Source organism: Coleofasciculus sp. C1-SOL-03, assembly GCF_040220555.1.
GTDB lineage: Bacteria > Cyanobacteriota > Cyanobacteriia > Cyanobacteriales > Coleofasciculaceae > Coleofasciculus.
On the sequence record NZ_JAVJUO010000131.1, the window covers coordinates 80,035 to 106,497 of the forward strand.

General features: G+C 45.3%; 22 protein-coding genes. 11 read left to right on the forward strand and 11 right to left on the reverse strand.

Going from position 1 to position 26,463, the window contains the following annotated elements; all coding sequences use genetic code 11:
- The first annotated feature begins 36 nt into the window (after window positions 1–36).
- From RIE73_RS20575 to RIE73_RS20590, 4 genes are all read left to right on the forward strand, one after another.
- Window positions 37–300: a YlxR family protein gene (locus RIE73_RS20575; RefSeq protein ID WP_446402950.1), complete on the forward strand. Its 264-nt coding sequence runs from the start codon at window positions 37–39 to the stop codon at window positions 298–300.
- A 475-nt stretch (window positions 301–775) separates the two neighbouring features.
- Complete coding sequence (gene infB, locus RIE73_RS20580) at window positions 776–3,796, forward strand: translation initiation factor IF-2 (RefSeq protein ID WP_446402951.1); 3,021 nt, start codon at window positions 776–778, stop codon at window positions 3,794–3,796.
- Between the two features lie 64 nt (window positions 3,797–3,860).
- On the forward strand, window positions 3,861–4,496 hold the full coding sequence (locus tag RIE73_RS20585) for a low-complexity tail membrane protein (RefSeq protein ID WP_446402952.1): 636 nt from the start codon (window positions 3,861–3,863) through the stop codon (window positions 4,494–4,496).
- 130 nt (window positions 4,497–4,626) lie between these two features.
- A complete protein-coding gene (locus tag RIE73_RS20590; RefSeq protein ID WP_446402953.1) occupies window positions 4,627–4,830 on the forward strand; it encodes a hypothetical protein in 204 nt (67 codons plus the stop codon).
- Here the strand turns inward: RIE73_RS20590 and RIE73_RS20595 are convergent.
- Together RIE73_RS20595 and RIE73_RS20600 are read right to left on the reverse strand one after the other, a co-directional pair.
- Window positions 4,827–5,363, reverse strand: a complete 537-nt coding sequence (locus RIE73_RS20595) for an alpha/beta hydrolase (protein ID WP_446402954.1) — start codon at window positions 5,361–5,363, stop codon at window positions 4,827–4,829. The two genes, RIE73_RS20590 and RIE73_RS20595, sit on opposite strands and share 4 nt — an antisense overlap.
- 73 nt (window positions 5,364–5,436) lie before the next feature.
- Window positions 5,437–6,009 carry a pentapeptide repeat-containing protein gene (locus RIE73_RS20600; RefSeq protein ID WP_446402955.1) on the reverse strand — a complete coding sequence of 191 codons (573 nt, stop codon included), beginning with the start codon at window positions 6,007–6,009 and terminating at the stop codon, window positions 5,437–5,439.
- 157 nt (window positions 6,010–6,166) lie between these two features.
- Between RIE73_RS20600 and RIE73_RS20605 the strand changes: the two genes are divergently transcribed.
- From RIE73_RS20605 to RIE73_RS20615, 3 genes are all read left to right on the forward strand, one after another.
- A complete protein-coding gene (locus tag RIE73_RS20605; RefSeq protein ID WP_446402956.1) occupies window positions 6,167–6,448 on the forward strand; it encodes a hypothetical protein in 282 nt (93 codons plus the stop codon).
- Between the two features lie 9 nt (window positions 6,449–6,457).
- A complete protein-coding gene (locus RIE73_RS20610) occupies window positions 6,458–7,084 on the forward strand; it encodes a TenA family protein (protein WP_446402957.1) in 627 nt (208 codons plus the stop codon).
- 145 nt (window positions 7,085–7,229) lie between these two features.
- Window positions 7,230–8,108: a sulfotransferase family protein gene (locus RIE73_RS20615; protein WP_446402958.1), complete on the forward strand. Its 879-nt coding sequence runs from the start codon at window positions 7,230–7,232 to the stop codon at window positions 8,106–8,108.
- 79 nt (window positions 8,109–8,187) lie between these two features.
- Here the strand turns inward: RIE73_RS20615 and RIE73_RS20620 are convergent, their stop codons facing one another.
- The 6 genes from RIE73_RS20620 to RIE73_RS20645 all read right to left on the reverse strand — a co-directional run bounded on the left by RIE73_RS20620 (window position 8,188) and on the right by RIE73_RS20645 (window position 18,452).
- Complete coding sequence (locus tag RIE73_RS20620) at window positions 8,188–9,054, reverse strand: sulfotransferase domain-containing protein (RefSeq protein ID WP_446402959.1); 867 nt, start codon at window positions 9,052–9,054, stop codon at window positions 8,188–8,190.
- A gap of 27 nt (window positions 9,055–9,081) precedes the next feature.
- Entirely contained in the window at window positions 9,082–9,996 is a 915-nt protein-coding gene (locus tag RIE73_RS20625) for an Npun_R2821/Npun_R2822 family protein (protein WP_446402960.1), read from the reverse strand.
- A gap of 33 nt (window positions 9,997–10,029) precedes the next feature.
- Window positions 10,030–11,037 carry an Npun_R2821/Npun_R2822 family protein gene (locus RIE73_RS20630; protein ID WP_446377043.1) on the reverse strand — a complete coding sequence of 336 codons (1,008 nt, stop codon included), beginning with the start codon at window positions 11,035–11,037 and terminating at the stop codon, window positions 10,030–10,032.
- 5 nt (window positions 11,038–11,042) lie between these two features.
- On the reverse strand, window positions 11,043–11,996 hold the full coding sequence (locus tag RIE73_RS20635; protein ID WP_446402961.1) for a glycosyltransferase family 10 domain-containing protein: 954 nt from the start codon (window positions 11,994–11,996) through the stop codon (window positions 11,043–11,045).
- Window positions 11,997–12,169: 173 nt separating this feature from the next.
- Window positions 12,170–17,479, reverse strand: coding sequence for a CHAT domain-containing protein (locus tag RIE73_RS20640; protein ID WP_446402962.1), 5,310 nt, complete (start codon window positions 17,477–17,479; stop codon window positions 12,170–12,172).
- A gap of 382 nt (window positions 17,480–17,861) precedes the next feature.
- Window positions 17,862–18,452 carry a CpcT/CpeT family chromophore lyase gene (locus RIE73_RS20645; RefSeq protein WP_446402963.1) on the reverse strand — a complete coding sequence of 197 codons (591 nt, stop codon included), beginning with the start codon at window positions 18,450–18,452 and terminating at the stop codon, window positions 17,862–17,864.
- Window positions 18,453–18,579: 127 nt separating this feature from the next.
- On the opposite strand from RIE73_RS20645, the gene RIE73_RS20650 reads away from it, so the two are divergent.
- Window positions 18,580–19,908: a hypothetical protein gene (locus RIE73_RS20650; RefSeq protein ID WP_446402964.1), complete on the forward strand. Its 1,329-nt coding sequence runs from the start codon at window positions 18,580–18,582 to the stop codon at window positions 19,906–19,908.
- 49 nt (window positions 19,909–19,957) lie between these two features.
- Entirely contained in the window at window positions 19,958–20,197 is a 240-nt protein-coding gene (locus tag RIE73_RS20655; RefSeq protein WP_446402965.1) for a hypothetical protein, read from the forward strand.
- Between the two features lie 338 nt (window positions 20,198–20,535).
- Here RIE73_RS20655 and RIE73_RS20660 read toward each other — a convergent pair whose 3' ends face one another.
- The 3 genes from RIE73_RS20660 to RIE73_RS20670 all read right to left on the reverse strand — a co-directional run bounded on the left by RIE73_RS20660 (window position 20,536) and on the right by RIE73_RS20670 (window position 22,808).
- Window positions 20,536–20,811: a GlsB/YeaQ/YmgE family stress response membrane protein gene (locus tag RIE73_RS20660; RefSeq protein ID WP_446373733.1), complete on the reverse strand. Its 276-nt coding sequence runs from the start codon at window positions 20,809–20,811 to the stop codon at window positions 20,536–20,538.
- Window positions 20,812–20,974: 163 nt separating this feature from the next.
- Window positions 20,975–21,103 carry a hypothetical protein gene (locus RIE73_RS20665; protein WP_446402966.1) on the reverse strand — a complete coding sequence of 43 codons (129 nt, stop codon included), beginning with the start codon at window positions 21,101–21,103 and terminating at the stop codon, window positions 20,975–20,977.
- A 7-nt stretch (window positions 21,104–21,110) separates the two neighbouring features.
- Window positions 21,111–22,808 (reverse strand): choice-of-anchor I family protein, encoded by a 1,698-nt coding sequence (locus tag RIE73_RS20670; protein WP_446402967.1) that lies wholly within the window; start codon window positions 22,806–22,808, stop codon window positions 21,111–21,113.
- Between the two features lie 560 nt (window positions 22,809–23,368).
- Here RIE73_RS20670 and RIE73_RS20675 point away from each other — a divergent pair.
- Together RIE73_RS20675 and RIE73_RS20680 are read left to right on the forward strand one after the other, a co-directional pair.
- Complete coding sequence (locus RIE73_RS20675) at window positions 23,369–24,319, forward strand: phosphate/phosphite/phosphonate ABC transporter substrate-binding protein (protein WP_446402968.1); 951 nt, start codon at window positions 23,369–23,371, stop codon at window positions 24,317–24,319.
- A gap of 89 nt (window positions 24,320–24,408) precedes the next feature.
- The gene (locus tag RIE73_RS20680; RefSeq protein ID WP_446402969.1) at window positions 24,409–26,406 is read left to right on the forward strand and encodes an ATP-binding protein; all 1,998 of its coding nucleotides are present in this window, start codon (window positions 24,409–24,411) and stop codon (window positions 26,404–26,406) included.
- Window positions 26,407–26,463 lie beyond the last annotated feature (57 nt).

Here is a 26,463-nt window from a genome sequence, read left to right on the forward strand (position 1 = left end):
AAACGGGGGTAAGTGACCCGATTTAGTCTGAATCTTATGGAACCTAATTACCGACGTTGCCTAAGTTGTCGCCGGGTGGCACCCAAATCAGCATTCTGGCGAGTTGTGCGAGTCCATCCATCGCGACAGGTACAATTAGATCAGGGCATGGGACGTTCGGCTTATATCTGTCCTCAAGCGAGTTGTCTAGCCGCCGCTCAGAAGAAAAATCGATTAGGGCGATCGCTCAGAGCATCGGTTCCCGAGGAAATTTATCAACGACTATGGCAACGTTTAGAACCTTGTCCTGGGAGCATCTAACGCCGCAGCGATTAGATCCAACCCATGCCAAAAACTCCAGCAAGGTTCTCAATGAACCGAAGCAATCGCTAGGATAGCCAGAAAAAAATGATAAGTTAGAAGCATTGGTTAGAACTCTAACCGCAATCCGCTCTAACCAAGCGGATCGAGTAAAAGATTACCGCCTGTGGACGCCTTTGTAAGAGCATCACCAGATTAAGTTCTGGACTTTCGGGCGAGAAAGTACCCAACGTGGCATCGGCGGATGAAACGGGAAATCCCGTTCGCGTAAGCTCGGCGTAAGCCAAGACGAATAAGACCGTCACTGTTTTAGCTGATGTGGGGATGCTAGAAGCCCAAACAAAAGCGAAGCAGGTTGGGGGACTTCAAACAACATCCTATTGATTCAAGCCAATCCGGCACGAAAATCAATGACCAAGCACGCTTTCAATCATTTAGTTATGGTGTAACAATATGTACGACGGGGGAATAGTGGATGAACAACGGCAAAGTCAGAATTTACGAACTATCACGGGAATTGAATTTGGACAACAAGGACATTTTGAATATTTGCGAAGGACTTCATATAGCAGTCAAAAGTCACAGTAGCACGATTACAGAATCTGAAGCTGAGCGAATCAGAGCGGCGGCAGAAAAATATTCAGAGGGGATCACTAGCCTCAAAGGGCGTGATCAAGCGACCTCAGCCTCTGCTAACCATAAAGATGGACATTCTAACAATCAGCGCAAACAGCAAATTCTGAGCGTTAAGCCTAAGCCTCGTTCCAGTTCTAGCTCGTCCCAGGGATCAGCACCTGGGTCAAAGTCTGCTCAACCCCCCGTCAAGCCGACTGTAAATCCACCGCGTCCACCTGCCCAGCTTAATCGACCAACGACACCGGCGAATTTGCAGGAGGACGATTCTGAATCAAAACTAGAAGAACCAACTCCAACTCCATCAACAGGATCACAGGAGAAAGAGACTACAGCTGAAGTGGAATCTAAACCCAAACTTATCCAACCCCCCGTTCGACCCAAGTCACCGAAACCCAGTCAACCTACCCAGGTCGAACGACCGAAATTGAAGCGCGAGCGATCAGATGAGACCCCCTCAAAGCCGGCTGAGAAAACTCAGCCGCCTGAATCGACGAGTGTTCCGGAAACGAGTCCTCCTGAACCGCCAACTCCGGAGCAAGCTCCCGCTCCAGCGCGTCCTAAACCGCCAGCTCAGCCTGTTCCTAAGCTGCAAGCTCCCCCCAAACGCTCCCGACCGACTCGTCCGGCTGAGAGTCCAGAAGTGGCAGCTATCGACTCAGGGACTCAGGAACAGAAGCAGGACGAGGTCGAAGAAGAGACAGAAACCCTTCTGGAACCGCCTGAACTCAAAGCGCCTAAAGTCAAACGACCCACACCGCCACGTCAGTCGAAGAAACGGGAATGGATTGATGAGGAAGAAGAGCAGCAAGGATCTAAAGCCGGAAAATCGGCGAAGCTCAAGCGGAGACCGAAACTGATCGAAGATGATGAGGAAGAGTTTGATAGTGACTACCAAAAAACTGACACTCCTGTAGCCATCAGTATGTCGGTGGCTCGTCCTCCTAAACCTAAATCTCAAACCGCACAGACGCCCCCACCAAGCGCAGCCAATCAGGTCAGGAAAAAGCCAGAAGTTAAAACGGGCGGTAAACCAGAAAGTCGCGATCGCCGTCGTGAAAAGCAAGAAGCCGCTGAACGCCCTGAGCAAATTGTCTTAAGTGATTCGCTAACGGTTCGAGAACTGGCGAATAAGCTGAACCTTGCCGAAACGGAAGTGATTAAGCAGCTATTCTTCAAGGGATTGGCAGTGAATATCACCCAAACCCTGGATCTGCCCACCGCTCAAATGGTGGCTGAAGAACTTGGCGTTGAGGTGCAGACAGAAGAAGCCGAATCAGAAGCCGCTAAAACCGAAATGCTGGATGCGGCAGACTTGGAATACTTGGTTCATCGTCCACCCGTGGTCACGATCATGGGTCACGTCGATCACGGTAAAACCACACTGCTCGATGCGATTCGTGAAACCAAAGTGGCACAAGGGGAAGCCGGGGGAATTACTCAACATATTGGTGCTTACCATGTCGATGTGGAGCATGAAGGTCAACTCCAACAGGTGGTCTTTCTTGATACTCCCGGTCACGAAGCCTTTACCGCAATGCGGGCGCGAGGAGCGCGAGTAACCGATATTGCCATTTTGGTCGTCGCCGCCGATGACGGGGTGCAACCCCAAACCCGTGAAGCGATCAGCCATGCCAAAGCGGCTGAAGTGCCGATTGTGGTTGCCGTTAACAAAATCGACAAGGAAGGGGCACAACCTGACCGGGTGAAGCAGGAGTTAATGGAACATGGATTAGTTCCAGAAGAATGGGGCGGTGAAACAATCATGGTACCCGTGAGTGCTATCCAAAAAGAAAACTTGGATACGCTCCTGGAAATGATCCTGCTGGTTTCTGACATTGAAGAACTCTCGGCTAACCCCGCCCGATTAGCCAAAGGGACGGTCATTGAAGCCAATCTGGATAAATCCAGAGGTCCAGTTGCCACATTGTTGGTACAAAATGGCACGTTGCGGGTCGGTGATACCCTAGTGGCGGGATCGGTCTTCGGTAAAATACGAGCGATGATTGATGACCGAGGCAAACGAGTCGAGGAAGCAGCTCCCTCCTTTGCCGTAGAGGTCTTAGGGTTAAGTGATGTGCCAGCGGCTGGGGATGAGTTTGAGGTCTTTGCCCAAGAAAAAGAAGCTCGTGCTGTGGCGGATGAAAGGAGCGCAGAACAACGCGAGTCTCGCTTGCAACAGGTGATGTCCTCTCGCCGAGTCAGCCTGAATAGCCTGTCTGCCAAAGCTCAAGAAGGAGAACTCAAGGAACTCAACTTGATCCTGAAGGCAGACGTACAAGGCTCCGTCGAAGCCATTCTGGGTTCACTCAAGCAGTTACCCCAAAATGAAGTCCAAATCCGAGTCCTATTAGCGACGGCTGGAGAAGTCACCGAAACTGATGTTGACTTAGCGGCGGCTAGTGGCGCAGTCATCATTGGCTTTAATACCACGTTGGCTCACGGCGCTCGCTCGGCGGCGGAACAAGAGAGTGTGGATGTGCGCGAATACAACATCATCTACAACCTCTTGGATGACATTCAAGCAGCGATGGAAGGGTTACTGGAGCCAGAATTGGTGGAAGAACCCTTGGGTCAAGTGGAAGTTCGGGCGGTGTTCCCCGTTGGTCGCGGTGCGGTGGCAGGTTGCTACGTCCAGTCGGGCAAAGCCGTGCGGAACTGCAAGATCCGAGTACAACGTCGGGGTCAACTGATCTACGAAGGCGTGCTTGATTCGCTGAAGCGGATGAAGGATGATGTTAAAGAGGTCAATGCTGGATTTGAATGCGGTATTGGCGTTGATCGATTCAATGATTGGTCGGAAGGTGACATCATCGAAACCTACAAGATGGTGAGCAAGCGCCGGACTCTATCAGCGACTTAAGTGATATGTGATTAGTCCTTGGTTAATGACTAAGGACTAATCACACAAGACAAAGGACTACCCAATGCGCTCTTTTTGGTCTGAACCGTTCTTGTGGATACATTTGGCGGGTTTAGCAGCACTGCCTCTTACGTTAGAGGTTGTCGCCCTAGGGCTGGCAACGGGTGAACCCCTGTTGCCTGTCTGGTTAGAACTTCTGATTGTGGCAGTTATCGGCATCGCTCCAGTTTTGTGGATGCAATTGACCCGCCCCTTTGATATTTTTAGTCTACTCATCGTTGCTCTGAAACCCGATCGCCTCACGGAAGCCCAGCGGCGACTGTTGAGCTTATTTGACCGAAAAACCAACCCCCTGCTGACGATTGGGGCAGCCGGGTTTATGGTATGGGTACTATGGCAAATTTATAGCATCGCGCCCCTAGCCGCAGGAGTTGTTCCCTGGACTGTGTCATGGCATGTGGTTGGATTGGTTGTGGCAGGATTAGGGTTTCTGGCAAGCCACTTATTTTTACAAGTGCCTCTAAGTGTGGTACAAGTTCTGTTTACGAGTGAGGCAGAATGGGCAGGGACTCAACCTTATCCCGTGGAAAAAATACCGGAAAAGTTTACCGTACCTGGGTTTCGGGTCAAACAAATTTTACCTGCGATCGCACCAGAGTCATCCGTGGGCGAATCGTCCCCTGAACAAGTGGATTCATGAACCGATCAGTTGTTGCAAATGTAACAATTTAAACAACGCAGCTTCGTTATTCTGAAAATAAGGTTAAAAAATACAAACAACATTTAAGAATTGCTACGGACTCATTCTGTTTAGATCACGATAAAGGTTTATGAAAAGCACAACTGTATCCGAATCCAATCAAATTTCCCCCGATAGTCCAGTTTGGGACAATCTCAAAGAAGCGATCGCCGCCAGTTCTGGATTCCAACGCTGGCAGATTGAGCATCCCGCCGCCCACCACCTTCAGGATCGCAGTTTAGAATATCGGGTGCGTCGGTATTTACGGGATACTCTAGAAACTCTGGCATATTAAATGCCAATCTGAGGCAAACCCTGACTCAGGCGGGTAATCTGTCGCAGGATGTCCGTCAGGCGATCGCCTTCAACATGAACATCGGCGGTTGGGTAGTTTTCTAGGACTTCAATCAAGGTAATTTGATTATCATTGAGCGCCGACAGAACTAAGGCAGATCGCAACGACTGGCGATTTGCCCGGTTAGTTGGAGTATGAATCACCTCACTCGCTTGATCCAGCATCACGTCTCCCACAGGAGTATTAAGAATCCGAGACAGCATAATCCCATTGACTGCAATGGGTTGGGTTAACGTCGTTCGCAGTTCTTCAGGTTGCTTCCCAGCCATATCCAGATAAGCTCGTAGAGAACTCGATAACTCACCAGTTTGGGCAAACGTCGAGAGTTCAGGAACCGATACCGTCTCTCGCAAAAAACGGTATTTTAAAACAACGGATTCTGAGGCGTTAGCAACAAAGCTATAAGACCAGACCCCAACGACAATGATCCCACTATATAGAAAACATCGTAAATTTGATAAATAGTTAGACATTTGAAGTAGGAACAGGGAACAGTAGAACAATCAACAATCAACAATCAACAATCAACAATCAACAATCAACAAATTAAGGTAATAAAATGCCATCTGGCATAATGGCATAACTAAGTTTAGCGTTAACCAGAATCGTATTATCCAAATCTGCTCCTCTCAAATCCGCTCCCCTCAAATCAGCCGCCGTCAAATTCGCATTGCTTAAATCCGCCGCCCTTAGTTTAGCAAGGCTTAAATTTGCACCAACTAGATTAGTACTTGCTAACTTCGCCAAATTTAATCCAGCGCCAGCCAGATTAGCACGAGTTAGATTTGCACCGATTAATGCTGCCACAATCAGATTAGCGCCAGTTAACTTCGCATCCGTAAGATTCGCAGCAACCAGACTCGCACCACTCAGGTTGGCATACTCCAGATTGGCACGTCTTAAATCGGCACGGATAAGATTAGCGCCAGCCAGATTAGCGCCTCTCAAATTCGTATTGCTCAAGAGAGCATCTGCCAATTGTACCCCGCTTAAATCACACTCGACACAGCTACCTGTTTGTCGCAATTGTTCTAGGTGTACTGGATTGAACGCTTGCGCTGAGGGATTTAGCCAGAGAGACGCAAACAAGATGAGAGGGGGAAAAACTTTAAATGTCATGGCATGACGTTTGAAGTGTGACGGCTTTGTGAGGGTTATTGGATAATACTATCTTTAATCTGGCTAAACTTAGCTACACCATTAGACTTGATGGCAATTTATTACCTTAATTTGTTGCCTATTGCCTGTGATAACTAAACCCAACGCTCTAGAATCTATGACTCCTATCACCTCAAGCTTAGACTATCATCACCAAAAATTAACGGTTTGCATCACCCGCCCTTTAATTGAAATCACCGATAGTGAGAAGATACTGGCAGTTGACAGGTCAAAAGAGCGACAATCAGAGGAGTGGGTTATGCTGGAAAGACTACTGCTAGCGATCGCGGTTACGTTCTCCGTGTATTTATCAGTAGACGGTGAATGGGATCAAACACCGAACCCTTCAGTCTTACAACTCCCCACCTTTACTGAACAACATCTGAGTCCATGGCAATAAACGAGCGCAATGACAGTTAGCAGCGATTTATGGCAATCCAATCAAGATTTAGCACAGGAGTGTCTCGCGCACCCTTTTGTCCAAGGTATCGCCACAGGGACACTGGAGCGCCAGAAATTCGCCTACTATGTGGGTCAAGATGCCTTTTTCTTAGCAGCCTTTGCTCGCGCTTATAGTATAACCGCCGCTAAATGTCCTGACTGGGATGGATTTAACATGTTTCATAATCTCGCTGGCGGTGTTCTCGAAGAACTACGCCTGCATCAGAATTATGCCACAGCCTGGGGAGTCAATTTGCACCAGATTGAACCGACTATAGCGACACGCCGCTATACTGACTTCTTGTTGGCAACAGCTTGGGGAGGTGAGATTGGTTTAATTACGGTGGCGATGACACCCTGTATGCGCCTGTATGGGTTTTTGGGTCAAGAATTAGCCAAGAATGGCATTCCCGAACACCTCTATACGGATTGGATTCGCACCTATAGTAATCCAGAGTTTGAGCAGTTAGCGCAGCAATTAGAGCGGTTGACGGATCAATACACCCAACTCTCAGCCCCTGTAAAATCCAGCTATCGCTATGCTATGCTGTGTGAGCGAGACTTTTTCGATTCAGCGTGGCAAGCTGGTTCTTAACAGCTAAATAGTGATTAGGATAGCGTATTGAAAAAAATTCTAAATCTCACTCACAGTCAAAGTAAAAAAATCAATTCAGTTAGCTGATTAGGATTAACCTTATATTTTGTAGATCAATCAACTATTTTTAGATTCTTATCCTATTATGAATAGATTCCCTGATTTTATCATTGTTGGCGCGGGTAAATGTGGTACAACTTCATTACATAACTATCTCGCTCAACATCCCCAAATTTACATGTGTCCCCAAAAAGAAACCTTCTTTTTTATTAATGAAAAAACGCGAGAAAAACACAAGCCTTGGGGAGCAGTGACTACTGTTGAAGACTATTGTTCCTTGTTTCAAGATGCACCCAAAGGTAGTGTAACGGGGGAAATCTCTACAAACTACTATGCCTATCCTGAATCAGCCCAGTTGATTTACCAGCACATACCGACAGTTAAAATTCTTGCTATATTGCGAGATCCAGCAGAACGAGCATTTTCTGGTTATCAAATGCATGTTCGTCAGGGAATTGAAAAGAGAAGTTTTGAACAAGTTATTTCGGAAGATAACAAATATGTAAAACGAGGATTTTATTTTTCGGAAATTATTTCTTATTTTACAAGATTTAATCGTCAGTCTATTAAAATTTTATTGTACGATGATTTATGCCAAAATCCTATTGCGTTTATGCAAGATTTGTTTAATTTTATTGAAGTAGATGATAACTTTATTCCAGACATGAGTAAAAAAGGAAGAAAGGGTGGACTACCTAAAAATCAATCTTTAAATCAACTATTAACCAAACCTAATTTACTAAGGAGTTCTGTTGCGGCTGTTCTGAAATTAGCTATGCCACTACAGCTTCGGCAAAAAATTAGAGCAGGACTGATTAAGAAGAATACTTACAAAGCTAAGCTTTCTCCAGAAGCAAAAAGGAAACTAATTGAAATTTATAAAGATGATATCCTTAAGCTTCAAGATTTACTTGAAAGGGATTTATCTAATTGGTTATCTATGCCCAATCAAGTCAAGGAATAGATAAATATTGAATATATTCCTAGATTGCTATATTATGGACAATTCACCGGACTTGATATTATTTCTGTGCTATTCATTTTTAAGTGGGTTTACCGTTTAACCAATGGGAACAATTTAACCCAGTAAGTTCCTGTAATTGAATGATATCATCATGGTAAAAATCGAGTATTTCTGTCCTGATACGTTCTGATAAAGGTGGTAGCGGTTTTTCCTGACTTTTTTCTAGAAACGTTTTTATTTGGGGTAAAAGTGGTTTAAAAATAGGTTTAAAAAAATTTTTTATATTATTTCGAGAGTTGACAATTTGCAAAAGTTTTCTAGAAGAGTCATCTATTTTTAGGTTGCCTTTATGATAGCGTTGTTTAAAATCAAACTCAAAATTTGAATCTACACCAATAAAAGTAAGTAGTTCTTTGAAAAATACTTGTTTTTTATGGACTATATCATCATATAACAAAATTTGTATTTTTGCTCGATCAAACAAATCAAAATATTTTTTTAGGTTTTGATAATACAAACCCGGCTTGCGAAATGTTTCTTTTTCAAAAAATTTCGATAAAACAACTGAATCAAAATCCTTTATTTGTTGTGGTGTGAAATATTCTCCCCTAGCCCATAAAATATGAGAATAAGCCCTTTCAGCGGGATTTCGCAATACGGCAATAATCTTTACATGAGGAAATAAATTTTGAATCCTGGCAGCCACACCATCACCATGAAGATAAACACTGGAAACCTCACCCAAAGCTTTTTGAGTTGTAGCTCCTTCAAATTGAGCAAGATATTCTCCTGCATCTTCAAGTGAATTTATGTAAGGTTTACGACTCAAACGATCACTGCCTTTATTGGGTATTAAATATATGGCAGGATGCTGCTTAAGATAATTATGAATAGAGGTTGTTGCCGCTTTATGCGCCCCAACTACTATGAAAGTAGGATATCTCATGGTAACTAATTACCTCTCTCTAATGTCTTAGGGTTTTCTATTTATTCTACCTTTAAGCTTTTGCCATAGATTTTTTTGCGTTGGAGTTTGTAACGATTCATCATCAGGGATATGTTCACCAAGATAGCGATAATATTTCCAGATATCCCAATAGGGACAACCGGGCTGGATGCGAATGCCTGCCCAATGTAAATAGTCTAGCGGTTGATTGACATTCGGATCAATCAGGTGATGATCTTGAACCTGAAAATGTTTGCTACCCGCCCAACTTCCTGGCGCACCACCGGGGCGGCGCACGATATTAAATCGCTGGGAAACCTGCTTCAAGATCATATAGTTTATGATAGGTTGATCAGAGGTTTTTTGGGAAAAGTCAAAGTATTCCGGATGAGACGCACATTCACTGAAGGTTTGATAGAGTGTTTCCTCAGATATCGTATTTTTCTTGGCGCCCCAAAACCCGCCATTGAACATATCCTGGATATCATTTTCGCTAAATACACCGTCTTCTAATACTTTTGGCGTAAATACATTTTTGATTCCACCGCTATGTTGATAGTCATAGCAAATAAAATCATACTTATTTAAGTATTCGGTTGTCTCTATTATTTTATCAAAGACAACAATATCTGTATCGATATAAATAAATTTATCAAATTCGCCAAACCAACAAGCTTGTTTGCGGAATTGATTGGGTCGAGCAAAAAATCCTTTGCCAAATATTTCGTATAATTGATTTGAAAGACGTTCAATAAAGTCTAAGTCTTGATAGAGTTCTACCTGATAGGATTCTTTTAATAGTTGAGCAATAGTTTGATAGTTATCATCATAAGGAATTAAACAAATTGGGGTATCAGGATCATGAAAGCGGATACTTTTGAGCAGAGCAATTGTCTGCTCAATGACTTTATCGTTAGCTGTAATATAAATTCCACGACTCATTGAAAACTCCTCGACTTATGTTGATTAAACTATCTAGGGCGTTAGTTTAAGTTTCCTCAAGATTTTAGTCGCTAGATTAGGCGGTTGATTATAGGGTTTGGGTCGAGTGGTGAATTTTGGACAATTTTCGGGTTCATGAAGGTAGCGATAATGCAAAAAAATATCACGATAGGGAAAGTCTAAATTTTCACCCGCACAAACTTTCTTGATCAATTTAGAGGAAACACCAATGTAGTGCAGATACGTTAAGCGTGTACCTTTATCGTATAGTATGTTGTCGCTATTCGTAAAATGTGAAGACGTGACAGAATTTCCCGTTTTTTGAGTAGCTGGTAGAGTTAAGGCAAAATTATGAATGGAGAGATCAGACCGCATTCTCATGTAATTTAAAACAGACTGATTAGGCGCTCGCAAGTATAGTACCTCGGCTTCTCCTGCAGCTAGCTGCGAGATCAACCAGTCTCGTCTCTCTTGGGGAAACATATTTTGCTTTGAGGCATAAAATCCAGAACAAAATATTTCTGATTTGATTTTCACGTCATCAAATACTTGAAATAGAATTGATGATTCTATGTTGTAAATATGTCCCGGATCTTTGTATTGAAAGTCATAAACAACAAAATCACTCTCCTCTAACTGTTTAAAGATGAAATCTAACGAATTCATGACCAAAGTGTCAGCATCAAGATAGATGAATCGCTCAAATGGACTGTCCGGATCAAAGGCACAGTAGCGGTGATTTTCACCCACTCGATAGAATTTCGAGGTGATTCCTTGCTCCTGCCATACCTGTAAAGCATTGGGATGGGTTTTCCATACCTGATAGGAGAAATCTTCCCAGCGTTGGAACAGGGCAGTATCTTCAAGCAAGGTCACATTTTGGCGATTGGCTACTTCTAGTCGGACTTTATCTAACTGATTGTTATAGGCAATTACACACACAGGTATGTCGGAACCGGCATTGGCTTCAATACTATTGAGCAACGCCACAAGTTGATCATAAACGGCATCGTTAGCTAGGGTATAAATTCCTTCTTTCATCAGGTTTAATTGAGTTTTGCCACTAGGTTAGATATGAAGTTAAGCAGATTCAATTTATGCAAAATTATCTGACGGGCTTCAGCGATCGCGTCCTTGGCTTCATACCAAGCATCTGGGGTTGAGGTTACTTCTTTAATATAAGCGATGCCCTGCTCATCTAAGCTAGGGAGTCGCAAAAAGCTTCCAGGTGGCAGTAATTTATCCGCCGCCGAACCGCCGTAGTAAATAGGTAAACACCAGGCGAGTAAAGCGTCCCAGAGTTTTTCGCTGACATACCAATCATTCCCAGCATAGTTTTCGATCGCCAGATTATAGTAGTACGGTGCCATGCCATGCCATTTGTTTTTCAGGGTACCCTTTGCCTGCGCCCAGTCTGGTAATCTACGCCCATACAGGTCAAACTCAAACCCACTCTCTCGTAATGACTTCAAGAAGGCTAAACGTCTACGATGTTCAGCAGTGCGATCGATTCCTGAGGTGATCCAACTACAAGGGTGTATTTTTTCCGGCGGTATCATTTCATTTAATTCTCGGAAGGAATTGGCGTGATACCAAATCGCGGGCATATAATCAGGGGTGGGAGCAAAATCATCGGGTCCGGAAATATAACCGCAATACTTTTTTGCCGCTTCGTAGTTTGCCTTGTGGTTGTGAACCACTTTATCCAGGGGGGGTTCTCGTAATAAGTAGATTATCCGCTCTTTGGGAACGCCGCGTAACTGGGAAGCGACATCGGGTTTTGAGGTCTTTTTTTGGAGCAAACGTTTCCACCAGGGGAGTTGGGGACTAGGTTTGGGAAACGAATACTGGTACATGAGCAGAAAATCAGGCTCAGGGGCTTGGGAGAGCATTTGGATGTTATCCCAGATTCCACAAGGGTTTGGTGTTTGTTCCCATAGCCAGTCCGCTTGATTCAGCCCACGATAACTACTTATCATTCCGACAATTTTTCTGCCCATGTTTTTTTGTCAGTCTACCGTATCAGTCTTAGCATTTATTCTGCCAGTCAGCCAACTGCAACAATTGGGGAATAGATTTTATGGTTAAATCGGGCGCACGTCTGTGCGCCCCTACGGTTTCTGGGCTAAGGGTTAATTCATCTTGCTGAGATGGGCTACGCCACTACTACCTACTACCAAGGATTACCCACCAGGGTTAAAGCACTCCAGTAGTAAGGATGGGTAAAATCTTGGTCTGGCGTTTGGGCGAGTTCGGGGTTTAAGGGAATCTGTATATCCCCAGCGATTAACTGTTTGTCCTCTAATCGGACTTCACCGTTAAGCATCGCCAGTTGAGTTTGGCGCAAGGCTTCGGCTTTAATTGGCGCTTGTTGCAAATGGTCATAAAAGCTGGTCATGAATCCCAGAGTACCCGTATCGCTAACATACCAGAGGCTTCCTAAGGCGGACTTTACCCCGGCTTGTATGGCTAAACCCGCAAACCCTAATTCGGCTTCTCTGTCTCCCAAAGCGGTACGACAAGCGCTGAGAATTAACAGTTCTGCCGGAGGATTATTTAATCCGAGTTGTCGCAGTTGATCTAATCTTAGCTTTTGATTCCATAACTGGATATAGGAGTTAGAGGGTTGACCTGATTTAAACTCGCCGTGAGTGGCTAAGTGGACAATACCAAAGGGTTGGGATGAGCGGATTTCCTTAATATTCTCCAAGGTAAATTCTTGGTTAAGAAAGGCTTTCCCTTGCCACAACGGACCTGCGATCGCGGATAATTCTAAGGGTACAGCAGGTAAGGGATTCAGATCCTGGAAGGTATCAGCACCCATGGCGAGAACACCAACATTACGGATATCCACATAGCGAGTATCGGTGAGTGATAGACTGGGCATCAAGCCAACGCTATAACGTTCGATCAGAAATCCTTCGCCATCATGGAGTGCGGCTACAGGTAAAGAACGTAATCCCTCGTCCATGATGAAGGCGAGGTTATCAATGTCTTGGGTTTGTAGATTGTCTTCTAGGGGAGCAACCAGCCATTGATACAGTTGTTGTCCTGGAGTGATATAGTCACGGGGAATCCTGACATTGGTGACGTTGCGGCGAAATTCCTGAGCGACTTCTAGGACTTGTCCACGGGTGACTCCAGCGATGCGTCGCCGTATCGGGGGTTCCTCGGCGGAGATGATCAGCAGTTCTAATTGATCACTCTCTTGGGGAGTAATTGTAACATGGGGACCGGAGCGATTGAGGTAGTTATCAAACGCCTCGGTATTATTCGTTTCTAATCCGATATAGTTGGTGTTTTTTGAGATTTCAGTTGGCGCAAAGCTGACATAAATGAGTGCGGGTTTTTTCCCAGTTGCTTGTTCAATTTCACTCAGAATTTGACGCGCTTCTGTCTCGCTTTTGATCGGGGTACTTACGCGATTGGATGCGATGGGTTGGACGACTGGGAAAGATTCGATTTCCTCTTCGACTTCATTTTGTGTTAGGGCAGTCGGTGAAATTTCGATTAGTGGTGTCGTTGGTGGAATTTCGATTGGTGGAATTTCGATTGGTGGAATCGTTGGTGGAATCGTTGGTGGAATTTCGATTGGTGGTTCAACGTTAACGCTAACCTGTTGCGGTTCAGAGAAGGACACGCGATCGCTCCCTATAATGGTAAACGCTAAAATATCACCTGTCTCATCCGTTGGCGGGGTATATACCAACACATCATCGACGGAGAGTTCTGTTTCCGAAGTCACTGGTATCCCATCTTCTAGCGTCAGCGTTCCGGCAGTAATTTCGCTAATTTGGAGCGTAGTATTATCACCATTTTCATCTGCCACTTCTATATCTAAATCTGACAACGTAAATGTAATCGATTCATTAGTTGCTGTCGTCGGCAATGATGCATTAACTATTAACGTTGGAGATTGGTTCACAAAGGTAATCGTGATATTGCCCTGGGATGAGGTTATCGTATCTGGAATCAGAGTACCTGACTCTGGAAATTGTTGACCCGTGGGAATAGTAATTTCGCCTGCATTAATTCCTCCGGCTATCCCATTGATACTTGCATCTCCTATCGTAAATAACTCATTATCAATTCCACCATTATGAGTAATGTCTACTATACCCGACTCAGTATTTCCTTCGGTTTTAATCGTGATATCCGTTTCTGCACCTGCAATTGTCCCCACACCCCTGACTAAACCATCGGGAATTCCATTGGCGGTGATGCTGACATTACCCCCACTTCCATCAGCAAAATCAGAAAACGCTGAGGTGTCGATACTCTCAAATACAATGTTACTTCCCTCTAATGTTACTGAATTGCCTGTTGCCGTTCCGGTTTCATCTGTAGCTAACGCAAATGCTGTTGTCTCAATTGCCCCTGTTTGAATCCCCTCAGCAGCATTTACGTTAACTTCACCTCCCGTTGCTGCACCAGCCAAACTACTCTCTTCACCAGAAGCCGAAGACAATGCAGAAGAATTAATAGCATCGGTATTGATAGAACCAGCTTCAGAAGTTAAGCTTACTAATCCTCCAGTAGCAGAACCAGAAGTCCCAAAAGATTCACTAAAAGACGAAGCTGAGGAGTTAATTACGCCTGTGACATCGATATCGCTTCCAGCTTCAATAGTTACTGATCCACCTATACTATTCAGTTCACCGTTGCTGCTACCTGAGGTATTAATTCCATCTGTTGTAATAGTGCCTGTAGCAACTAACTCTACTGCACCCCCTTGGGAATTTTCATCTCCTATGTCGTCGAATGCTTCATTAATGGAAGAGGCATTAATTTCACCTGTCTGAATATTTCCACCTGCTTCTACGTTGACTGCCCCTCCTTCAGAACCATAAAAATTATTAGCCTCAAAAAATGAATTAATCGCAGTGGTGATAATATCGCCGTCCGAGGTTAAGGTAACAGCTCCACCTGTGGGAGAGCCAAAACCCGCCCATGTTGAACTCGAATTAATTTCTCCAGTTGTAATTCCACCTGGTGCATCGAGAGTAATTGCACCGCCATTGTTATCCGCAGAACTAGAATTGAGTGTCCCTCCTGTGGTGTCAATAAAACCACTGGAACTGATCAGTTCAATCGAACCCCCCAATGTGATGATGTTATCGTTAACTTCAATATTGCCACCTGCTAATAAAAATACATTCAGTGGTTCACTACTACCCTCACCCAGTTCATTATGAATTTCAGCGTTTACAAAAATATTATTAGCAGCATCTAGTGTTAAGTTTCTCTCAGTATCTGAAAAGCTAAAAATGTCAGCAGCTAACGTAATATTACCTTCTTGAGTTCCACTATCTCCTGTGGTAATGCTTACACTCGTTCCCTCATTAAGAGCATTGACAATATCATCTACACTGATAATTGCATCGTCAGCCGTTGGCGTGAATATATCAGGATTGCCTCCACTAAAAGAGCCGCCACTACTAGCCATCTCAGTAATCGTGACATTACGTGGATCGAGTAACCAACTCCCAGGTAAACCATTAGCGGCACTCGCATCGACTGACCCACCAATGGATTCCAACAAATTTTTCCCAGATGTTTCAACAAAACCACCATTCCCACTTTCTGTACCCCCTCGCGCTGTGATTGTACCAGAAAAGCGGGTAAAATCATCTGACCAAATAATTACACGTCCACCATTCCCATTAACGCTGGCATCGGCATTAATAGTTACTTGATTACCAACTACAGTTGTGTCAGCCGTGGGAACTGTACCTTGTCCTTTATACTCGCCACCCACTCGGATTTCACCCCCACCTGTGTCACCCGAAACATCAATTTGGGCTTGATCGACTAAACCGACAACAGTTCCGAAAACATCTACATTTCCACCAACTGAGTCAGCGGAAGCAGCCACTGTTCCTGATACAATTGCGGTTCCTGGTTGCTGCGGAATTACCGTACCTGCGGCAGTTTGTACCGTGTTATCTTCATTAACCGTTAAACCTGTTTCCTCATTACTCCCTGTGAGTAATTCTGGCAACGTTAATGGTGTGATTGCGTCGGGGTTATTTGTGGATACCTCCAAACTCAAAACTCGTCCTGTTTGCGTCAGACGCAAACGGCTGGTTCCCGGAACAGCGGCTATCGTAATTGTGCCACCAGTCGCTTCCATTATCCCTGTGTTGATCACATTTCCGCCAACTAGAGAGAGTGTTTGCCCTTCCGATACAGCTAAATTACCCGCATTAACAATACTTCCAGGCTGTGAGGTGGCAAACTCAAAGGCATTGGGATTACCAACAAGATTGATATAGTTATTTGATCCTAAAGCATCAAACCAACCACCATCTAAACCAATCCCTGTAGCTGTAGTAGCCGTAAAGTCAGCCGGAACATCCAGTCTGGCGTTAGCACCGAAAACGATACCTGAAGGATTCATCAAAAATAAATTTGAGTTACCGCCTGTGACTTGAATTAAACCATTAATGATTGAGGGATTTCCCCCATTAATTCGCCCTAGTATGTTTTGAATCGAGGGTTGAGAAATAAAGTTGGCAATTTGTTCGCTGTCTAGTCCAAATTGACTAAAACTGTGGAATAGATTCGCCCCATCTCCCGATAATTGACCGCCCGTGATATCGATCTGATTACCTATTGGTGTAACCAGAGTTCCTGTCTCATCCACCGCTGGTGTAATTTGTGCCTTTGCTGGCATAACATTTATAGCGGCGATGAGAGGAAGTGCAGCAAATGATACAATCTGTTTTAAAACTTTGCGAATTGGACGGATACAGGTTGGTTGTGAGGATAAACCTGATCGGTTGATTGAACGGCGGCGTGCGATCGCCCACACGACAGCTTTACGGGCTTGCAGACGTTGCTCAATGGAGTGCTGATAACATATACTGTCTGAATGATTGCGATAATAATAGAGCGGTTTTTTAAGGTGGTATACGTCTGTTAGTTCAGAAAGTCGTAAGGATAGATCGTAGTCTTCAACATAGTAAAATAACTCATCAATTCCCCCCACTTGGTTATAGACAGAACGACGGATTAACCGGAAGTGAAAGGTCATGAATTTTTGTAGCATTCCTTCTTTTGAGAAGGGAATACGACATCGACTTCCATAACCTGTCACGTTACCGCTTTCATTAATTACCTGATAGTCGGTGTAAACCATCCCCACGTCTGGCTGAGTATCCAGAATTGCGGCGGTTTCCGCCAATGCGGTGGGGGCTAATCTGTCATCGCTATCTACCCAACCAATATAGGAACCCGTGGTTTGAGCGATCGCACATTTCAGTGAAATACCTCGTCCTTGATGTTCAGCCGCAATTACCCGGACTCGCGGATCACGTTTAGCATAGTCTTGGGCAATGGTAACCGATCCATCTGTTGACCCATCATCCCACACAACTAGCTCAAAATCCCCCCAGGTTTGTGCCAGTATGCTGTCAATCGCTGCACCGAGGTAATGTTCTCGGTTATACGTAGTGATAACAAGAGAAATAGCGGTAGTCATAGCATCCTCCGAAAGGGTGATTTTGAGTTCTTGATGCGTGGATAATCAAACGGTGAAAAACTGCGATCTGCTGCTGCGATCGCCTGCTTAATCCTACTCTCTATCGTAGTCGAGGGAGTGGCGATCGGCTAATTCCAGCAATTTAGCTAAGTAGGCGGACAAAATCAAAGTTAACGGTTGAGATTAGCAAGGAACAGGGAACAGTAAGGATGGTCGGCTTCTTAATATTTCTTAGTACAGCGTACCGAATTGATGTGCAGGAACTTAATTGTTACGGATACAGTTAAACTTTACATCAATAAGGACACGACAATGCCGTGTCCCTACCTCTATTTAACAGTGCTTAAATCAGCGATATTCAACCTCAGAGTCAACCCATTGCTTAAACCTTCACTTCATCAGCAAAACTCGCCCGTCGGACAAAGTAAAATGGACCAGCAATAGACCCCCAAATATGCTCATCGGTTACGGGATCGCGTCCCCGATCTAAACTGATAAACTGATTTTCGTCAATTTCAAACGTGCTATCTAGATAGGTTTCTTTCCCTTTGCGAACAACCTTACAGGCTTTACCCGGTTCAACCTGTCCTTTAAAGCTTTTCCCTGTCCATTCCACAATCATATTACAACCCGGAAGTTTATCTAGCTGATCAATGGTTAGGGTTTGCAGGCGATTAAGATCACGAGAGGCGCCGTAAAATTTTTCGGGCTCTTTAACGGTGTAATTTTCAATTTCAATATGATCGCCAACCACCATTAATTTCAACACCCGTAAGCGGTAGGGGACATTCAGAAGATAGTCATAGGCTTGTTCGACAAAGAAACTGACGCCATCCAGGAGTGACGACGGGAGGGGACGCATAAACACCCGGATATGGGCGTAAAAGGGCGGATTATCAAAGGCTTGTTGTTGGTTACTAAAGTCAGCCGCCATCCAACGGGCTAATGTGGCAATGTCAGTAGAATGAGTCATTATACGGTGTTTTAATCGAGATATTGGATACGGATCAATTTTAAAACGTTGTGTATATTCCTAATAACAGAGGCATTCCCATCTTGATTGCTGTACCCTAGTAGAGTTGAGCGGTGAGCAAACCTCTGTGGATGCAATTCTAGAGCAAGCCAAAGATCTCAAACAAGCCCTAACCAACTTCGTACTGGAAGCAGACGGAGAGTTAGCCGTCGCCTTGGAAAGCTATGCGGCGGATCAGTTGACGCGAGAACCCTACGATATCAACCAGCGCAACTTGGTGATTGATACCTTCTTAACTGAGGGTGAGGTGGACAATCAGACACCGTTGGATCTGTTCCTAGAACACCATCCTAATTTAACAGCCAGCGATCGCACGTTGTTAAACCGCTGGCGAGATAGCTTTATTGGCTTGTTTGAACTGACTCACATCCTCCCCGATGGCTTTGAACTGAAAAATTGGCTAACGGATAAGCATTACACCGTCAAACCCACTCATCCCACTACCATAGACCAAATGCGGCGGTTTAAGGTTGGGGAAATCTTACTCACTCGCCTCGCCCCTGTCACCGATACCTACTGGATGATTTTTAGTCCGATTATTTCCAAAGGGCGCTTAAGTCAGCCGAAGCTAGCCGTAGCGATTGGGGAATTCAAGAATAACTACAAAAATGCTCTTTACCGTGATGCGCCGGAACTGTTAGAACAGGCTTGGGACTCTGTCGCTACCTATCATCAGTCATTTGTAGACTTTTTTGGACGCGATCGCGTTACCCTCCCTGGATACCAGCTTAATCAAAAATTAGCTCAACTGCGGGATAAAATGACTCAGGAACGTCTAGCAGCGGCTGGGATTGATCCGTCGAAGTCCCTGAAAGAGATGATTCAAGATTCGGGTACGGATGAGGAGGAGGTTAAATCAGCAGCGGTAGAAGCAGGCGCAGACGCTACAGCCGTAACCAATATGTTGGATAATGCCGCTAAATCTCCGATGATGATACCTAAGGTGGATTTACCGGACGATATCCGCAACGCTGAACAGGTGACTGTTTTTTCTCATCCCCGTTGGGGTCAGATGTTTCTTCCCAGTTACACCAAGTTTCAAGAGATGCTAGCATCCGAAGACTGGCAAACTTATCCCAATGCTGAACAACGAGTCCACAAATACTTAAATGATCCTCAGATTAACCTGTTTATCTGGCAACAGCTAGCCCAGGAGTATCCGACTCAACTGGAGACGGTATTACAAACCGTGTTAGATCGTCCAGATTTTAATCTCCAGCAGGATTTAGAACCCACCCTTCACCAAGAGTTTCATAAACCCCTAGAACCGGAACTCCCAGAAATTGCTAGCGTTCCCCTGCATTTGCACAATCTGTTTGAGTCGGCTGTCGCTGAGGTTCACAAATCCAAGTCTAAAGGTAAGCGGAAAAAGAAAGCCGCTAAAGGCTTCCAATAATTCCTTGGGTAGGTTAGGATAGGCAAATTATCTACTAATATCTCTATCGATGGATAGAAAAATCATTCGCCTTTGCCTATTTATCGTGAGTTGTAGTGCGGTGGGACTTGTTGTGGGAGGTACTGCTGCTCAAGCAGAATTGAATCAATGTTTAGGTGTTGCGACACCGACCGATGACTGCTTGTTGCAAGATCCCATGGTTAAAACGGTCGAAGGAATGGGAATGGGTTTATTAGCAGGCGTTGGTGCTTCGGTTGGCGCAGTCTGGCAGATTTGGCAAAATAAGTAGGGCTTGCTGCACAAACCGCAAACCCTTATCTATCAAGAGTTAGAGGAGGTTTAAAGCCGACTAGAAGTGCAATCCATCCCTCCTGGATGGGTGAAAAGCTTGCACTTATAGGGAGACGAAAAGCACTACTGTTTCCTTCATCTCTCCCTCACCCCCTCACCCTCTCACCCCATCTCCCCCTCACCCCATCTCCCCAAGACTTATTCAGCAAGCCCTAAGTAGGTGGGATCGTCTTATGTCATTCGTCTTATGTCATTCGTCAATAAAATAGGCAAAAAGCAGATATTAACCTGACAGTCTTCTGCCTTTTGCCTTTTGCCTTCTGTCTTATTTTTTGATTAGGCGGATTTCTGAGTGACTAAACCCCAGATAAAGATTAACAGCAAGGCACCGAGAACGGCAAAGATAATACTGCCAATACTGAGAGCGCCTGAAGCGGCAGCGGCGGCACCGGACGAGCCTAACAAGAGTTTACCCAGAAACCCTCCAACTAAAGCACCGAGAATTCCTAAGCCAATGGTGGCAAAGATTCCACCGCCTTGATGTCCCGGATAAATGAGTTTCGCGATCGCGCCTGCAATTAGACCTAATACGAGCCAAGCAATAATATTCATAGAATTTTCTCCTTAGTGTAATCTTTATTGTGTCTATGTCTCTATTAGCTTCAGGATATCAATTCACTGTAACTCCTCGCTTCTACCCAATTAAATAAATTAACTCTGCCTAAATCAGTATTTATGATTATCCGAAGATGTAGAGACGTAGCATGCTACGTCTCTACACCCAAATTAATTCTTTCCCAGCTTCCCCAGCTTCCCCAGCTTCCCCAGCTTCCCCCGCTTCCCCCGCTCCCCCTGCTTCCCCCGCTCCCCCTGCTCCCCCTGCTTTTCCTATCTTTGAGCGCAACTCGGTATTAGTGGGGGCGCTGGCGTTTTAATCCAACCCAGCCTAAGGAACTAAACAGTAACAAACCGAGTACAGAACTGGGTTCGGGTACGCTTTCAACTTCAAAGACACTCACGGTGCCACTGGTTTCATTGGCAGTAACCACCAAGGGGTTATCATTGGGACTGTCGTTGGCGGCAATAAACAGCAACCCTTCCAACCCCAAATCACCGACGGCGGCTAACTGTTCGGCTGTCGGATCAGGATCTCCTTCCTCATCTAAATTAAATTCAACGGAGAAGTCGCGGTTGTTAACATAATCGAGGAAGAAGGGGTTAAACGGATCAGTGATGTCATAACTGATAATTCCACCGATGCGTTCCAAACCAATAAAGGCAATGGTGCGACCAAAGAGTTCAGCAATCGTCACCGCTTGAGGTTCAGGTCCCTTATCATCACTGCGATCGTCAAATAGGTTGATTTCGTCGTCGGAGTTGAACAACTCTGGGAGAAACTCGGCTGTAATCTGTTCAAACGCATCACCACTGTCGAAGATGAGTTCGCCGTCTGTATCAAAAATCGAGAATGAACGTCCGCCAAAGGTATACAGTTCGTCAAAGTCCCCATCGCCGTCTGTATCCCCTAGAGTATTGGTCACTTTTAAACGACCTAGATTTTCATCCTTTTGCAATTCCTCTGCATTGGGGAAAGCCTCTGGGTCGAGGATTAGGTCACCTATCCTTTCCTCCTCACTAAAAAAGTCAAAGTCGCGGCTGTCACCTTCGTTCCCGGTAACCAGATAGGTATTGCCATCCACGGTATAGGAGGCAATTCCATCGGGTTGATACATCCCGAACAGGTTGTCATAATTCGCGATATTGATCGCACCGTCTTCATCGCTGGCGTCTAAGGCATTCGGTGGCAGGCTATAATCTTTGAAACCTAACCCGATCACGTCTTCAACCTGACCACTGGCGATATCAACCACCGCGATCGCATTATTCTCCTGTAGGGTGACATAAGCTTTTTGGGAATCCTGGGACACGGTCACAAATTCGGGTTCCAGGTTTTGAGCCGGGTTATCATCGTTGGGTCCAAACAGGCGAACGTTGGCTGGGATGGAAACACCATCGAAATTAGCGGTGGTTACGCTAAAATCCGTCAGGTCAATGATACTGACCGAACCTTCTGGATCAGTATCTGGGTAATCATCACTCAACTCACCCTCGTTAGCCACAATAATCTTGGTGCCATCTGGGGTGAAGGTGAGTGAGTCCGGGACTGAACCAACCGAAACGGGGTCATGTATGGAATTACCGTCTGCGTCGAAGAACAACACAAAACCGGGATTTTGCGGTATCTCATTGGTGACAGAGACAGCAACTATACCATTGCTATAGCTGACGCTGTTGGGGGACCCAAATTCAGAAACGTCGATGGGGTCGAACAACGACGACGACGGATTCGTCGGATTGCTAATATCAAGGATATTAATCCGATCTTGACCGGAACTGGTTACGAACAACCGTTGAGTGATCGGATCATACGCCGTTTGTTCGGCGGTGCTGTCCGCGAAAATCTCTGTCGAGAAGGAACCGATGGGTGTCAGGTTGAGATTAATCGCGGCGGCTGGTGTCGCCACCATACCGACTAAGACGACTGACTGTAGGGTTGACTGAACTATACTGGGCATTCGATGAATGAGTGAATTTTGATGCCGAGACATTGGTGATGAACCTCCTGATTCGGATGCAGTCGAGCGCGAGCAGTCGGATGGTGGGTAGAATCTACCCAAAGACGTTACGTTTTGTAAAGCCAAATTGCCACAGATTTGGGTAAGAAAGCTGGGAAATTTTACCTTTCTTGATGTATCGCACCGGAATGAACACTGACTATTTGCCAAACACCGAAAAACCCATTCACGCTTCCCACCTAGCGCGAAAGGAGCAAGTTGTTTACAAAAGTTAACTATTTCCGTCGGGTCACACTACCCTACTGATGCACTCTTTATTTAGCATGGTCTTACACAAATAACCCTTAGAAAAGAGTCCTGGAACACCTTCATCAACTCTTTAAGGAAAATACGCGAAAACTTCACGAAATCTTTATGAACAAATTTGTCAAAATTTGATATATACCCAGCCAACCGACAAAATAATCTTAAACTGAAGTTCTCCCATACTTGGAAACTGGAGAAGCCTTTCCTGGCTAAACGGACAAGAAAAGCTCAAGCAAAACCAGCGCATTGTTATCAACGAAAATTTGTTATCATTAAGAGTTAGACAAATGTTGCCAAAATTCTTGAAAGAAGTTGTCCTGCTGAGTTTGTTCACCACCCTCGTAAGCTGTGGTGCAACACCAGACACCTCATCGTCAACGTCAACCTCGACGCCAACCCCAGCCCCCCAATCCACCACTACCGGAACTCTTGTCCTTGCCGACGTTAACAAAAATGCTGCTGCCAAGCTAGAGAGCTTCCAGCCGATGGCAGATTACTTAGCCGCCCGCTTAGAAAAATTTGACATTGGTGTCGGTGAGGTAAAAGTTGCCCCAGACTTAGATACGATGGCAAGCCTGCTCAAAGAAGGCGAAGTCGATATCTACGTGGACAGTCCCTACCCCGCGATGATAGTCAGCGATAAATCGGGAGCCCAACCCATCCTGCGCCGCTGGAAGGATGGCAAGGGTGAATATTATGGGGTGATCTTTACCTTGGCAGAAAGCGAGATTGACTCCTTAGCCGATCTCAAGGGAAAAACGATCGCCTTTGAGGAACCCGTCTCCACCTCCGGCTATTTTTTACCTCTGAATACCCTGCTGGACGCCGATTTGAAGATGGTCGAAAAAGGCTCACAAAACGAAGCCGTCGCCGCCGATGAGGTGGGATATGTTTACAGTAATGATGATGAAAATACGATCCAATGGGTACTCAGCGGCGAAGTCGCAGCAGGCGCGGCGGATTACTCGTTTTTGGAAGAAATCCCCGCAGAAAGCCGTGAGGCGCTGAAAATTCTGGCTGAAACCCAGAAAATCGCTCGCCATCTGGTGATAGTCAGACCCGGTATGGACCCAGAGTTGGTACAACAGATTAAGACAGTGTTAATGGAAATGGATCAGACACCTGAAGGGAAAGAGGTACTCACCACCTTTGAGGAAACCGTCAAGTTTGACGAGTTTCCCGTGGAAACCAGTCTGGATAAAATGCGCCAGTTGTATGAACAAGTTGAGAAAAAATAAAGTGCAGATGCTCTTGTAAATAATAAGTTGCCCAGATGTCCCAGCCAGGAAGCAACAGTTATCGAAATAAGGGGAGGACGATAAGGGGAATGGCTAGATTCAACCCAAAAAAAGGTTCACTAGCCACCAAAATAACCTTGGCGATGACCACGTTAGTGATTGTGGCGGTCGCCAGCGTTACCATGCTATCCCTGCGCCGTCAGCAAGAAACCTTTCGCGATGAACTCGAACAGCAGGCTGACCTATTGCTGGATACCTTAGTCGTCGCTACCCAAGATTCGCTTTACTTTCTCGATGTCTCCTTTATGAAGGAACTCATGGAAGAGTTGGGCAAGGATCAGGTATTAGTGGCGGGTCAGATTTATGACAAAGATGGACGGGTGCTAGCGGATGCCTATCGTCGTGAAGTTTTAGCTTATGGGGTCAAACCTGATCCCTTAGGCAAAGAACTGGTAGAAAGCAACGAAACGGTGTTTAAATGGCAGTCTAAGCAACTGATTGCGGGTAAAGCCGTCGTTTTGGGGCGTCAGCGGCTGGGCGCAGTTAGCGTCGGGCTTTCCACAGCACCGCTGAAGGCAAAGATGGCAGCAGTGCGGAATGAAGGGATTGCCATGGGACTGGCAGCGGCGATAGTGGGTACATTGGTAGCACTACTGCTGAGTCGTTCGATTACCGACCCCTTAAAGCAGATGACCGCCGCCACCCAGCGTCTAGCGAAAGGGGATCTGAGTCAGAAGATTGCGATTGACACCAATGACGAACTGGCAGTTTTAGCGGGTGCATTTAACAGCATGACCGACCAACTGCGAAACCTGATTGAAAGTTTGGAACAGCAGACTGAAGATTTGCGGCAAAGTGAAGCGAAAAATAGTGCTTTGTTGAATGCAATTCCCGATTTAATATTTCGGTTTAGCCAAGATGGAATCTTTCTGGATTTTAAAGCACCAAGAGGAGACTCCTACCTACAATCATCTGAAACCTGGGTTGGTCAACCTGTCTCTGAGGTTTTACCTACAGAGGTGGCGACATTATGTTTAGAGTATGTCGAGCGAACGTTAAAGACTCAAGATATCCAAATTTTTGAATATGAGTTGTTTGTGGAGGAACAGCGCCGAAATTTTGAAGCACGGTTGGTGCTTAGTGGTGAACAAGAAGTTTTAGCGATCGTTCGGGATATTACAGACGCGAAATTAGCCCAAATTGAATTACAACAGGCAAAAGAAGAGGCGGAAGCCGCTAATCGGGCAAAGAGTGCGTTTCTTGCCAGTATGAGTCATGAACTTCGGACACCTCTGAATGGTATCCTCGGCTTAAGTGAGTTACTCCGGGAGGATGCCGAGGATTTAGGGTATACCGATTTTGTCTCGGATCTCCAGCAGATTTACGACTCTGGACTCCATCTTTTGAATCTGATCACCGATATTCTGGATATTTCTAAAATTGAAGCCGGGAAGATGAGTCTTTATCTGGAAAGCTTCGATATCTCTACCTTAATCGTTGAAGTTCAGAAGACGGTGCAAACCCTGATTAAGAAAAAGAATAATACCCTAGAGGTTCATTGCACGGCGTCCCTTGGTACAATGCATGCTGACCGAACGAAGGTTAAGCAATTGCTGTTAAACCTAATTAGCAATTCCGCCAAATTCACGGAGAATGGCACAATAGTCCTCAGTGTGACTCGTGAACGTCGAGGTGGGGACAATGGTAGCTCGAAACGGGACGCTCAGGTGCTGCTGGCGAATGGAGAATCCTCGATCATTTCATCGGCAACCATCGATAGTGCTTCAATTCCCGACACCTTGAATGATTCCCAAAATTCAGATTGGCTTGTTTTTAATGTCTCCGATACTGGCATTGGCATGAGTCCAGATCAGGTGGCAAAGATATTTCAGCCGTTTGTGCAGGCTGATAACTCTACTACGAAAAAGTACGGCGGTACAGGTTTAGGATTAGCGATTTGCCAACGGTTCTGCGAGATGATGGGCGGTAATATTACGGTGGAAAGTGAGGTGGGTGTTGGTTCAACGTTTAGCTTTTACCTACCCGCTAAAGTCAAAGATGCGAAGGCAGAAAAAGTCTCTTCATGACGTTAAGTCTGCACAAATGAACACGACCCACCCCTTAATTTTATCGGGTCGCCCTGC